The 13354-nt window shown below is 40.9% G+C and carries 8 protein-coding genes; 5 read left to right on the top strand and 3 right to left on the bottom strand.

What is annotated here, in order from left to right:
• Positions 1-24 precede the first annotated feature (24 nt).
• The 3 genes from BST97_RS12570 to BST97_RS12560 are packed head-to-tail and all read right to left on the bottom strand — an operon-like array spanning position 25 to position 5653.
• Complete coding sequence (locus BST97_RS12570; protein WP_085767571.1) at positions 25-1128, bottom strand: SusE domain-containing protein; 1104 nt, start codon at positions 1126-1128, stop codon at positions 25-27.
• Between the two features lie 17 nt (positions 1129-1145).
• Positions 1146-2735, bottom strand: a complete 1590-nt coding sequence (locus BST97_RS12565) for a RagB/SusD family nutrient uptake outer membrane protein (protein WP_085767570.1) — start codon at positions 2733-2735, stop codon at positions 1146-1148.
• A gap of 11 nt (positions 2736-2746) precedes the next feature.
• Positions 2747-5653, bottom strand: coding sequence for a SusC/RagA family TonB-linked outer membrane protein (locus BST97_RS12560; protein WP_085767569.1), 2907 nt, complete (start codon positions 5651-5653; stop codon positions 2747-2749).
• Positions 5654-5902: 249 nt separating this feature from the next.
• Between BST97_RS12560 and BST97_RS12555 the strand changes: the two genes are divergently transcribed.
• The 5 genes from BST97_RS12555 (at position 5903) to BST97_RS12535 (ending at position 13354) form a co-directional block, all read left to right on the top strand.
• Positions 5903-6922: a LacI family DNA-binding transcriptional regulator gene (locus tag BST97_RS12555; RefSeq protein ID WP_085767568.1), complete on the top strand. Its 1020-nt coding sequence runs from the start codon at positions 5903-5905 to the stop codon at positions 6920-6922.
• Between the two features lie 118 nt (positions 6923-7040).
• Positions 7041-8402, top strand: coding sequence for an MFS transporter (locus tag BST97_RS12550; protein ID WP_085767567.1), 1362 nt, complete (start codon positions 7041-7043; stop codon positions 8400-8402).
• Complete coding sequence (gene pgmB, locus BST97_RS12545) at positions 8395-9060, top strand: beta-phosphoglucomutase (protein WP_085767566.1); 666 nt, start codon at positions 8395-8397, stop codon at positions 9058-9060. Before BST97_RS12550 ends, pgmB begins: the two co-directional genes overlap by 8 nt.
• Positions 9057-11360, top strand: coding sequence for a glycoside hydrolase family 65 protein (locus BST97_RS12540; protein ID WP_085767565.1), 2304 nt, complete (start codon positions 9057-9059; stop codon positions 11358-11360). The genes pgmB and BST97_RS12540 overlap by 4 nt, the downstream gene beginning before the upstream one ends.
• A gap of 98 nt (positions 11361-11458) precedes the next feature.
• A complete protein-coding gene (locus BST97_RS12535; protein ID WP_085767564.1) occupies positions 11459-13354 on the top strand; it encodes a glycoside hydrolase family 13 protein in 1896 nt (631 codons plus the stop codon).

Here is a 13354-nt window from a genome sequence, read left to right as displayed (position 1 = left end):
GCCCTTTAATTATTTGAAATTTTACTAGATTGAGATAAGTTGATAAGTATATTGTCTAGGAGTGCTTAAATCAAGTTCAGCACGATATCTACCAGCAGCAGCAACACTCATGTTATCTCCACCGCCTAATATCAATGTGTTAGTAGCGGCATCTTGCAAACTAAGTTCTGTAGTACCTCCCCAGTCTTGAGCTCTAAATTTAAACTCACCAGCTTGCATATCAAGTTCTACGGTCCACAACTTTGTAGTTTCATCATATGTCATATCAAGCTCATCATTCCATTCAGAAGGATTTGAAGGCAGGGTTGCTGCACCTATAATTCCCCAAACGCGTTCACTAGCTTCCCACATAGCATCAGAGAAATCACCGTCTCCATTTGGGTCAAGATTTACGGTAATATAATAGTATCCTGGGCCTGGAACACTTAAGTCACCACCAGAGGTTGATAACAATCCTGTACCTGCATCTCCATAGGCTTCATCCCAATCCATTTCGGGAGTGAATTTGAACATAGGACTTGCCACATTCATGAAAACGAAACCTTCATATTCTGTAGAACCAAAATCAGCAGCTTCGAGAAATGGCGTTTGTTCGTCCGCAGGATCCCAGTCTGCACCATAACCACTTGCTGAAGCATAGTTTCCTGGTATCCATAATTTAGGTGACTCAGTAGTATATGGAGTTACTGAAAGATTTAAAACATCACTTACCATAGGTTCCATAGTGACGTCAGCAGTGGTACCTACAACTCTAACTGCTACAGCTTCTTGAGAAAAAGGTGTTAAACCTAGGGTAAGCGCCACCTCGTTTAGCCTCTCTACTGTAACAGCCGCACTGTTTTCATTTGTAGATGTCAAAACTACAGCATTATCAAAATTTGCTGGATCAGCTGAAGCTTGAATCTCATAGTTTACTGCTATGGGAGTAGCAAAATCTACTGTAGACCAAACAAATCGCTCTGCTGTATTTGCTCTTGTATCAAAAGTTAAAAGATAAGAAGAGGCAGCAGTTGAAGTGAATGCCAGCTGAGATTCTGGTCCATCGATGAATAGTTCTTCATCGTTATCGTCACACGAGATGGTGGCAATTGTAAGTAATGCCATCAAAAGGATTGAAAACTTTTTCATTGTTGCTTATTATTAAATTAATATCCAGGGTTCTGGACGAGATTTGAGTTTAAGTTTAATTCTGAAAGAGGGATAGGGAAAAGGTTTCTAAATGCAGGAGTAGTAATTCCACTCTGGACATTTCCTTTCCATTCCCAGATTCCATTAGTAGAAAATTGGTTGAAACGTATTAGGTCTTGACGTCTGTGACCCTCCCAGTGCAATTCACGTGCTCTTTCATCCAGTATGAATTCAAGAGTTAAGTCTGAGTCTGATATGTTGGCAAAAGTTGCACCTCCATGAGCACGCTCACGCAATTCATTAATGTATCCTACTGCTGTGGCACGACTACCACCGCCGCCTCGTAAAACTGCCTCTGCATACATCAAATAAGCATCTGCCAATCTGAACACTGGCATATCAGTATCAACAAATTCCAGATTGAATCCAGGAAGACCATTACTAGTGATGTTTTGAAATTTCACAACGGCAAAACCGTCTTGAAAACGTCCCACATCAGCAATACTTTTATTTTGCGAGTCAGTGTAAAAATTCTCTCTACCATCAGCCGAATTTTCTTCACCATCAAACAATTCAACAAATTCAGGAGTCACACGTATTCCACCCCATCCTGAGTCCAAACCATAGTTAGATGGATCCATAGTCCCTCCTACAGCGGCATGACTTAGGAAAGTAGTCCCACCATATGTTTGCGTATTTGCCCCATCGTAGTTGAGTGTCCAGATAAATTCTTCCTGAGCACCATTTGAATCATTATCGGCAAGGAAAAGATTGGAATAAGGAACATCAGCTATTTCATATCCTTGACCGATGACGGCATTAATTTGAGTCAATGCATCAGCATATCGATCTACTCCAGTATAAACTTCTGAATTCAAATATAATTTTGCCAATAGCATTTGCGCCGCTCCTTGACTAATACGTCCATATTCCACTGCCTGCCCTGACGGAAGGTCTCCTATAATAGCTATCAATTCAGACTCAATGTAATTGAATAAATCTTCTTTAGTGATAAAGGCAGGAAGTTCAGATCCATCAGCAGCTGTATTTTCCGTAGTGAATGGAAAACTTCCATAAAGATCAAGTCCGTGGTAATAACTGTACGCTCTTAAAAATCTTGCATCAGTCACAAAGCTTCTTACGCGCTCAGCTTCCGAAGCAGATAATTGAGCTCCAGAAATAGCACCATCTGTAAAATCACGAACTACTGAATTACATAGGGTGATTTGATAACCTATACGAGCGAACATCGCAGCGATGAACTCATTTTCAGGAGTCCAAGTTTGCCAGTGCAAATCTTTGATTGTACCATCATTCCAACCGATGATAGCCTCATCAGTCGTTAACTCTTGTAATTTCCAGAATAATCTTCCGTAATTTGAGAATCCACCATCAATTCCTTGAATATCAGCATTTCCGTCACCACCATCCTGACCTCCTACAATCAGACCAGCGTATAGCTTTGCCCACCTTCCTTCAAAGTCTTCAAGAGTTTCAAGTTGACCAACGCTTTCCCTTCCTTGCTGCTCTAAATCTAAGGCATCATTACAGGCCGTAAATAAAGTCGCAGAACAAAACAGAAGAATGAATGTTTTATAAATTTTCATGTTTGCTTTTTTTAAAAATCAAAATTAAGACCAAGTATAATTCCTCTTGAGCGAGGATAAATCGCTCCATCGATACCTCCAGCAATTTCAGGATCAAGACCTGAGTAGTCAGTAATCACAAACAGGTTAGTACCTGTTACCGAGGCTCTTATACCTACTTTGTCGGTATTAAACCTGTATCCTAACGAGAGGTTATCCAATCTGACAAAATCTGAACTTTCTATGTAGTGGCTTGAGAATAACAATGGTAATGGAGCACTTTGAAAACGATCCTGCAATATTCCACTAGTTGGATTATTCAAGAAAGGAGTAGTAGTTTCAGTGATAGAGTCGATATTCTCTCGACCTGCTCTAACATTGTTATAATTATAGCCTCCTACTTGACCTCTGAACGTGAAACTCATATCAAAGTTTTTGTAAGTGAGATTGGAAGTAAATCCAAAATAAGCATCGGGATTTCCTTTTTTATAACGGTACCTATCATCACTGTTAATAACGTTGTCTCCATTTCTATCTACGAAAACTCCGTCCAAAGGGTTTCCACTCGCATCATAAACTTGACGATATACTACGAAAACTGTTGGATCTGCACCTACTGCCCATTCTCCTATGAAATTATTGAATCCACCTCCACTTACTGTGTTGATAGGCGTAGGTTGATCGTCATCCCCTAGAGTCAAATCAGTAATCTCAATTTCCTGAAAAGTAACATTTCCACCGATGTTCCAATTGAAATCATCCCCTCTAAAAAGGTCTAAACCAGCCCCTACCTCTATACCACGACTACGCGTAGCTCCTACATTCTGTAAAGAACGGTTCCCTAATGACCCCACAGGCAAAGGACCGTCTTGAAATAAGTCTTCTGTATCACGGGTGTACCCATCTACAGATATTGTTAGACGATCTTCAAAGAAACCAAAATCAACTCCCGCATTCCACTGGTAAGTCTCCTCCCATTTGAGGTCTAATGCTAAAGATGGACGCAAAGTATTGTAAAATTGACTTCCCAATTGAACTTGAGCTTGCGCATTACTTGGTACTACTCTACCTTGAACAAATAAGAAATCTTGTCCTATTTCTTGCTGACCAGTTACACCATAACCTCCTCTTAATTTCAACTGAGACAAGAAACCGCTATTCTGAACAAAGTCCAGATTTGTAAGCTTGATAGCTCCGTTGGCACCCCAGAAAGTACCCCAACGCTGATCAGGTGAAAACCTAGAAGTTCCTTCTCGATTGATACTACCTGACAGTACAAATAAATCATTAATATCAAAAGAAGCTCTACCGAAGAAAGATATTAGACGATTATTATTAAAACCTATCTGATCAGCTATGGCTATACCATTATCATCTTGTCCTCTAAATACAGACTCTCTTTGGAAATTTTGAAATGCACTACCCACAGTTAAATCCATGACAGTTGAAATGCTCTCTAATTCCTTGTTATAATCAAAACGGCCTCTAAGTAATTGGTTTACTCTATATCCATCACCGTTACTTCTTAAAGCGCCTGTAGTTAGACCTACACCTGAATTAGGATCTCTTCTAGAAAATTCATCAAATTCATTATAATCAATACCCGCAGTTCCTACAAACTTCAACCCATCGATTCCAGGAACCTTATAGTCTGCAATTAAAGTTGCGCGAATTTGATTGTTGTCATTCTCCGATGTCAAACTGTTAATCAGACCGACTGGGTTGCGTGGAGCTAATTCATCCACATTACCATTATTTTGAAGATATTCAAAATATCCATTGGGACCATTTGGATCAAAAACGGGTTGAGTCGGATCAAAACTCAAAGCAGTACCTATTGCTCCTCCATCAGTAAAACGACGCTGCTCAGCAGCACCTTGCACATTTAGAGTAAGCTTCAGATCATTATTCAATAGTTTTTGAATAATGTTTGCATTTAGCGTAGCTCGCTCATAACCAGTCCCCTCTAAAGTACCATTTTGGTTAGTATAGTTTAATGATGCTCTCACTGCTGTCTTTTCAAAACCCTTCTCAACAACAAGGTTATGAATCCCTTGAATTCCAGTTGTATATATCTCATCTTGCCAATCAGTATTAAAGTTTCCTAGCAAGGCAATTTCTTCAGGAGTTCCAAATTCATTTAATATGCCTCTAAACTGATCACCAGTTAAAACATCTATCTCATCCGTATTTTCATTGATCGCAAGCTGAGTACTGAAACTAATTTTAAGATCACTACTCATCTTACCCTTTTTAGTAGTAATTAAAATCACCCCATTAGAACCTCTGTTACCGTAAATAGCAGTAGCACTGGCATCTTTCAAAATGGTAATATCAGCGATATCAGCAGGGTTTATAGAGTTCAGGTTTGCATTTGCGGCATCTAGCGGAATACCGTCAACCACATAAAGTGGATCTTGACTAGCACTCAAAGTAGAACCTGCACGCACTCGGATCCTGGGACCTTCACCTGGACTACCGGTTGCAGCAGTTACCTGCACACCAGCGGCTTTACCAGCTAAAAGCTGACCTGGAGAAACGATAGCCCCCTTGTTGAACTCTTCCTCATCCACGGTAGTCTGCGCAGCAGTCACATTCTCCTTAGTTGTACTACCATAACCTATCAGAACGATGGTATCAAGCTCAGAAGTATCATCTGCCAGAGTTACATTGATGGTCGATTGACCATTTACAGGAATTTCCTGTGTAGCATAACCTATATAGGAAATAACAATGACCGCATCTTCCGGCACATTAGACAAGGTGTACTTACCATCAAAGTCAGTCGAGGTAGCGTTTTGCGTACCTTTAACTAACACCGTCGCGCCCAGAACAGGGAGGTTGTCCTTGTCAGTCACGACACCAGTCACAACACTCTGCGCAAAGGCAAACAGTGGTAACAAGAATAACAGAATAACTGTTTTGATTTTGTTGTTCATTACTGTGTTTTAATAGTTGTTAATGAAAATATTTTCTTCTCACACGCAACAAAACTATGTAAAGAGAATGTTAAGAGGGAGTTTCCAGCGCAACGAAATGCGAAAACGTTTTCGTTTTTATAGTCCTAAATTTTAGCGGTATATTTAGCATATCATAGAACCGTAGTCCTAAAAAGAATTGCTGTTTTATAAGTTACGCTTTCGCGAAAGCGTAACAAACCCAAGTCACCCACAACAGTATACAAGCCCATGGCGCAAAAGCTTACTCTTAAACAAATTGCCAAAGATTTAAACGTATCAATATCCACGGTATCTAAGGCCTTGCGGGATTCCTATGAAATAAGTGAGGAAACCCGCAGCAAGATCAAGGATTACGCAAAATCCAAAAATTATAAGCCTAATAGCATCGCTCTGAGTCTAAAAAATCAGAAAACTAAGAAAATAGGAATAGTCATTCCCGAAATTGTACACCACTTTTTTGCGACAGTTATTTCGGGAGCCGAGCGTGTGGCAAACGAAAACGGCTATCAGGTTATCATTACCGTTTCGGACGAGAGTTTTGACAAAGAAGTCGTTAATATGGAAATGCTAGCCAATGGTAGTATAGATGGATTCATCATGAGTCTATCTAAAGAAACCATGGACAAGCACGATTTGCACCATCTAAGGGAAGTGACTAACCAAGGTATGCCCATCGTCATGTTTGACCGCGTTACAAATGATATCGCTTGCGACAAGATCATTATTGATGATGTAGCCGCTGCGCATAGCGCAACAGATTTCTTAATGCGCAAAGGGCGTAAAAACCTAGGACTCATCACCACGGTAGACTATGTAAGCGTAGGGAGATTGCGTACACAAGGTTTCAAACAGGCACTTACAGAAAGGGGCTATGAATGTGAAAATCACCAAGTACTCAAAATTGAAAACGCCGATGCTTGCGAAAACGAGATCGAAAAGTTTGTAGTAGGCAATAATTTTGACGGCATACTGGCTGTTAATGAATTATTTGCTGTGACTGCCAGCAAAGCCCTTCAAAAACATGGCAGATCCATACCAGATGATATTGCCATCGTAGCATTTACAGATGGCATGTTGTCTAAATATGCCAGCCCTACCTTAACGACTATAGGACAAAAAGGTGAAGAAATGGGCGGAATCGCTGCTGCAAAGCTTATAGAACGTCTTGAAAAAAAGGAAAGTGATTCAGAAAGCTACGAAACCGTTATAGTAAAAACATCGCTTATAGAAAGAGAGTCTACTCCTTAATTTTATAATTTTACACTTTAAGGAATTTGAGTTCCTAAAGTATATCAAAACTTATTTTCTTCTCACACACCATAAGTTTTGATAAGTCATAAGGCTTATCGTAATCAATTGTAACGATATGCAAAAGAGACGCATGAGTTTCTTGGAAATGTGGAACATGAGTTTCGGGTTTTTAGGAATTCAAATGGGGTTTGCTCTTCAGAATGCAAACGCCAGCCGTATTTTACAAACCTTCGGTGCAGATGTGCATCAACTTTCCTGGTTTTGGCTTATTGCTCCCGTTATGGGACTTATAGTCCAGCCGATCATTGGTCATTATAGCGATAACACTTGGACAAGATTTGGTCGTAGAAAACCATTCTTTCTGGTAGGTGCTCTGCTCGCTTCTATAGGAATGATATTTATTCCTCAAGCTGATATTTTTATTGCTTTTCTTCCTGCCCTATGGATAGGTGCGGGTATGCTTATGATCATGGATGCCTCCTTTAACGTAGCCATGGAACCATTTAGGGCACTAGTTGCAGATAACCTAAGTGATGAACAGGCAACACAGGGTTTCAGCATCCAGACGGTACTTATAGGTATAGGAGCAGTGGTTGGTTCATGGTTGCCATGGGCGCTGGTTAATTGGTTTGGTTTTGAGAAAACAGCTGAAGAGGGTTCTGTTCCAGAAAATTTGATTTGGGCTTTTATTATAGGTGCGGCTGTCTTAGTGTTCTCAATAATAGTCACCATAGTAACTACTAAGGAATATTCTCCAAAAGAGCTAGCACAATTTGACGATGAAAAAGCACATAAGGATGCTTTGCTCGAAAGTGGTGAGGTACCCAAAGCTAAACTTACCGACATTTTTGAAGATTTTAAAAAAATGCCGGAAATCATGAAACAGTTGAGTTGGGTTCAGTTCTTCTCATGGTTTGCGCTTTTTGGAATGTGGGTCTTTGCAGTACCTGCTATTGCCCAGCACATTTATGGATTACCTACCAGTGATTCTGAAAGCGAGTTGTACAATGAAGCAGGAAACTGGGTAGGAATTTTATTTGGTATCTACAATGGTATATCTGCGATCGTGGCCTTTTTGCTTCCATCTATCGCATCAAAAATTTCAAGAAAAAACACTCACGCCATAAGTTTATTAATAGGTGGTCTGGGCTTATTGTTGATTTATGTGATGCCTAGCCCCATTTGGTTGATACTTCCCATGATCTGTATAGGAATCGCCTGGGCCAGCATATTGTCTATGCCCTATGCAATGTTGAGCGGCTCCATTTCTCCCAAAAAAATGGGAGTTTACATGGGTATTTTCAACTTTTTCATCGTAATCCCGCAAATCATCAATGGAATAATAGGTGGACCGCTTGTAAAATATGCTTATGGAGATCAAGCCATATTTGCCCTGATTGTGAGTGGAATCAGTTTTGTCGTTGCTGGTTTCTTGGCATTTAAAGTAAACGATACACAAAATGTAAGTAATGCATAAAAAAGGATTCATATTTGACCTGGACGGTGTGATCGTAGACACGGCAAAATTTCATTTTGTGGCGTGGCAGCGATTGGCAAAATCCATAGGTATCGATTTCAATCATGAACAGAACGAGCAACTTAAAGGTGTTTCTAGGGTGAACTCGCTCAAGAAAATCCTCGCTTGGGGTAATGCGACACTTAGCGAAGAGGAATTCAATTCAAAAATGGCTCAGAAAAACGAGGAATACCTCGCACTGGTAGATACGCTCACTACTGATGACATTCTGCCTGGTGTTCACGATTTTTTGCTTGAATTGAGGGAAATGGGACAACCTATAGCTTTAGGCTCGGCAAGTAAGAATGCACGACCTATTTTGAAGAAACTCGGGATTTCTGACCTTTTTGATACGATCGTAGACGGCACAAATGTTACTAAAGCAAAACCAGATCCAGAAGTTTTCACCACGGCTGCGGATCAGCTAGGAGTTGCCCACAAATATTGCGTCGTATTTGAAGACAGCATTGCCGGTGTTCAAGCCGCAAATGCTGCTGGAATGATTTCCATAGGATTAGGAGAGCAAGATGTGCTCCACGAGGCAGATTCGGTTTATAGCTCATTTACCGAGATGCCAGAAAATTACATCACTGAATTATTAATGAAGAAGAAGAAATGAACCAAGAATATATCTTACCTAACGCATGGTCCATCATTGAAGAAGGCTGGAAACCTTCACTAGTAAAATCCAGTGAGAGCTTGTTCTCCATAGGAAATGGAGCCATGGGTCAGAGAGCAAATTTTGAAGAACAATACTCTGGCGATACCTTTCAAGGTAGCTACATCGCAGGTGTTTATTATCCAGACAAAACACGTGTAGGATGGTGGAAAAACGGTTATCCTGAATATTTTGCAAAAGTTCTCAATGCGCCTAATTTTATAGGGATTGATGTTCATGTAGATGGGGTTGTTTTGGATCTCGCTTTCGCGAAAGCGGTAAAAAACTACCGTCGTGAACTTAACATGAAACAAGGCTGGTACGAGCGATCTTTTGAAGCCACACTTCAAAATGATAAAGTAATAGAGGTAACGGCAAGAAGATTCCTGAGCCTGGACCACGACGAGCTGGGAGTCATCCACTACACGGTTAAAGCCATGAGTGGCAACATGATTATAAGTTACCTGCCTTACCTAGATGCTGGAATCACAAATGAGGACAGCAATTGGGATGATGCGTTTTGGCAGATAGGTGAAGTCACAAAAGATAATCACCGTGCTTTTATTCAAAGCAAAACCAACAAAACCAACTACGGCGTAGCGACTTACATGCAGTCTGAACTGTATAAGAATGGACAGCACGAGCAATATGCTGATTATTATGACGAGACTGATAAATCAGTCAGGTTTAAGGTGGAAAGTCAGCTCGCTCAAGGCGAAAGCGCCACTTTAATCAAATACGCTGGATATACCTCAACGCTTAACCATACAGAAGACAATCTAGTTAATGCTGCGAGTGCAGTACTTGATAAAGCAACTGATCTCGGCTACGAGGCTTTACTTGATCTTCAGAAAAATGCCTGGGCAGATATCTGGAACATGGCTGACATCACTATTGAAGGAGACTTAAAAGCGCAACAAGGTATACGTTTCAATATTTTTCAGCTTAACCAGACCTACCTAGGTAAAGACAGTCGTCTTAACATAGGACCTAAAGGTTTCACCGGTGAGAAATATGGAGGTTCGACCTATTGGGACACAGAGGCTTACTGTATCCCGTTTTATATGGCAACCAAAGACTCTCAAGTAGCCCGCAACCTATTGAAATACCGTTATGATCAACTAGACAAGGCGATAGAGAATGCTGAAAAGCTAGGTTTTGAAAACGGTGCTGCCCTCTACCCCATGGTAACCATGAATGGAGAGGAAAGCCACAACGAGTGGGAAATCACTTTTGAAGAAATACACCGTAACGGTGCCATGGTCTTTGCGATTCATAATTATTTGAGGTATACGGGTGATTATAGTTATGTACCTGAAATGGGACTGGAAGTGATGATCGCCATAGCCAGATTCTGGCAACAACGCGCTACATTCTCACAGCGCGCTCAGCAATACATGATCTTGGGCGTTACTGGACCGAATGAATACGAGAACAACGTCAACAACAACTGGTACACAAATTATTTAGCAAAGTGGTGTATCAATCAGGCGCTGGAACACCTGAATAAGGTAAAAGATGGTTACACGTCTGATTATGAACGCATCATAGGTAAAACAAATCTTACCGATGGTGAGCTTATGTCTTGGAAAGAAGTTGCCGACAATATGTATGAGCCTTATGATGATAAATTAGGCGTGTACTTACAGCAAGATGGTTTCTTGGATAAAGAGATCATTCCCGTTTCTCAACTTGACAAGTCACAGCGTCCTATCAACCAGAAATGGTCTTGGGATCGCATCTTGAGGAGCTGCTACATCAAGCAGGCAGATGTACTCCAAGGTTTCTATTTCTTTGAAGATCATTTCTCAAAAGAAGAACTCGAGAAACATTTTGATTTCTATGAGCCATTGACCGTTCATGAGAGTTCGCTCTCACCCTGCGTCCACAGCATACAGGCTGCAAAACTGGATCGCATGGAACAGGCTTATGAATTCTATCTAAGAACCTCGCGTCTTGATCTGGACGATTACAATAAGGAAGTTGAAGAAGGATGTCACATCACGAGTATGGCAGGTACGTGGATGAGTATCGTAGAAGGTTTCGGCGGTCTGCAGATCATTGACGGTAAGCCAAGTTTTACCACGCGACTTCCTGAAGAATGGGATGGATTCAGCTTCAAAATCAATTTTAGAAATCAAATCCTAAAAGTGAATGTTTCTAAATCTGGAACTGATGTGAAACTTGAGGGCAAACATGCTCAAGAAGTAATTGTTAATGGTGAACAAAGAACCCTAGAACCTGATATGGTGAACGCCTAGATCATGATTCACCACATAGATATTTGATTAGCTTTTCAAAGGGTGACTTGATCAGAATTCAGGCGCCCTTTGTTGCTTTTTAGAACCAAAATTTAGTCATGAAACAAAAATTCAAATCAGTACAGATTTTTACAATTGTTTTTGTTGTTCTCGCTTTCGCGAAAGCGGTACAAGCACAATCCATCGAGCGCATAGAGCCGCCCAACTGGTGGGCAGGAATGGAGCACAGCGCAGTGGAATTTATGATGTATCACAAGGACATCGCCTCTTACGAAACCATCGTGTCAGACTTGCCAGTTTTGAAAGTCAGAAAAACCGAAAATCCCAATTATGTGTTTGTCACTTTGGATACTCAAAATCAAGATCCTGGAAATTATCAAATCACTCTTACAAAGGGACCTCTGGATGTTCTCAACAAGACTATTGAGCTTAAAAAAAGAGCTGACAAATCTAAATTGAGGAAAGGATTTGACTCTAGCGATGTCATCTACCTCTTGATGCCAGACCGTTTTGCCAATGGTGATCCGTCAAACGATAGTGTAGAAGGTCTTTCTGAGAAAGCTGACAGAGAATTCAAAGGAGGTCGCCACGGTGGTGATATTCAAGGGATCATCGATAATATAGATTACATCCATGACCTGGGAGCCACGGCCGTGTGGAGTACGCCTTTGCTAGAAGATAACGATCAGCGTTATTCCTATCATACTTATGCTCAGAGCGATGTCTATAAAATCGATCCACGCTACGGTAGCAATAATGATTACAAACGCCTGGCAGATGAATTGCACAAAAAAGACATGAAACTGATCATGGATTATGTGACTAATCACTGGGGCGCAACGCACTGGATGATGCGCGATCTACCTTCTAAAACCTGGATTCACCAATTTGATGACAATGCTGGTAAAAATTACCCAGTTGCTGGATATGCCAACTCTTCTTACCGCCAGACGACGCAAATGGATCCTAATGTGAGTGATAACGACATGAAATACGCAGAGAAGGGTTGGTTTGTGAGCACCATGCCAGACTTGAATCAGAGCGATCCGCTGGTATTGAATTATTTGATTCAGAACTCGCTGTGGTGGATTGAGTATGCGGGTCTTGATGGTTTTAGGGTGGACACTTACAGTTATAATGAGAAAGAGGGAATCGCAAAATGGACTAAAGCCATTATGAATGAATATCCCTACTTCAATATTGTGGGAGAAACCTGGCTTCACGATCAGGCACAGATCGCTTATTGGCAGAAGGATTCACCAGTGGGCGCTATTCAGAACTTCAACTCTGGCTGCCCCAGTGTGATGGATTTCACGCTGCACGATGCAATCATGACGGTTTTCAATGAAGACGCGCAAGGCTGGGACAAAGGGATGATCAAAGTATATGAGAACTTCGTAAATGATTTCCTTTACTCAGACATCGATAATATTCTGGTTTTTGCAGGAAATCACGACACGAATAGAATTAATGGAAACGCGCTCCTCAACGGAAATCTTGAAAAATATAAACTAGCCATGACGCTTATTATGACGGTGCGCGGTATTCCTCAAATCTATTATGGTGACGAGATCGGCATGGGAGGTAATCGCGATACAGATGGTGACGGTGATATACGTAGGGATTTTCCTGGAGGCTGGGATGGTGACGAGAACAATGCTTTTGACAAGCCGACTAAATTACAGAAGGGCTATCAAGATTTTACCCGTAAACTATTGAATTATAGGAAGTCAAAGCCCGTAATCCACACTGGTAAATTCACACAGTTTGTCCCAGAGAATAATTGCTATGTGTATTTCAGGCATAACGATGATGAGAAAATCATGGTCGTCATCAACAACAACCCTCAAAAGATGACGCTGGACCTGTCCCGCTTCCGCGAAATGTTACACTCTTCAAGCACTGGAAAAGAAATTATTTCAGATAGGACTATCGTGATTGATGAAACGCTTAATGTGAGAGGTAAATCATCAATGATTATTGAATTAGATTGA

This window comes from Nonlabens spongiae (assembly GCF_002117125.1).
Classification (GTDB): Bacteria; Bacteroidota; Bacteroidia; order Flavobacteriales; family Flavobacteriaceae; genus Nonlabens; species Nonlabens spongiae.
This window is presented reverse-complemented; position numbering and strand designations above follow the sequence as displayed.

What these genes read in the sequence shown, in the direction of transcription:
- BST97_RS12570 (WP_085767571.1), bottom strand. Translation starts at nt 1,128, where the DNA reads ATGAAAAAGTTTTCAATCCTTTTGATGGCATTACTTACAATTGCCACC.
- BST97_RS12565 (WP_085767570.1), bottom strand. Translation starts at nt 2,735, where the DNA reads ATGAAAATTTATAAAACATTCATTCTTCTGTTTTGTTCTGCGACTTTA.
- BST97_RS12560 (WP_085767569.1), bottom strand. Translation starts at nt 5,653, where the DNA reads ATGAACAACAAAATCAAAACAGTTATTCTGTTATTCTTGTTACCACTG.
- BST97_RS12555 (WP_085767568.1), top strand. Translation starts at nt 5,903, where the DNA reads ATGGCGCAAAAGCTTACTCTTAAACAAATTGCCAAAGATTTAAACGTA.
- BST97_RS12550 (WP_085767567.1), top strand. Translation starts at nt 7,041, where the DNA reads ATGCAAAAGAGACGCATGAGTTTCTTGGAAATGTGGAACATGAGTTTC.
- pgmB (WP_085767566.1), top strand. Translation starts at nt 8,395, where the DNA reads ATGCATAAAAAAGGATTCATATTTGACCTGGACGGTGTGATCGTAGAC.
- BST97_RS12540 (WP_085767565.1), top strand. Translation starts at nt 9,057, where the DNA reads ATGAACCAAGAATATATCTTACCTAACGCATGGTCCATCATTGAAGAA.
- BST97_RS12535 (WP_085767564.1), top strand. Translation starts at nt 11,459, where the DNA reads ATGAAACAAAAATTCAAATCAGTACAGATTTTTACAATTGTTTTTGTT.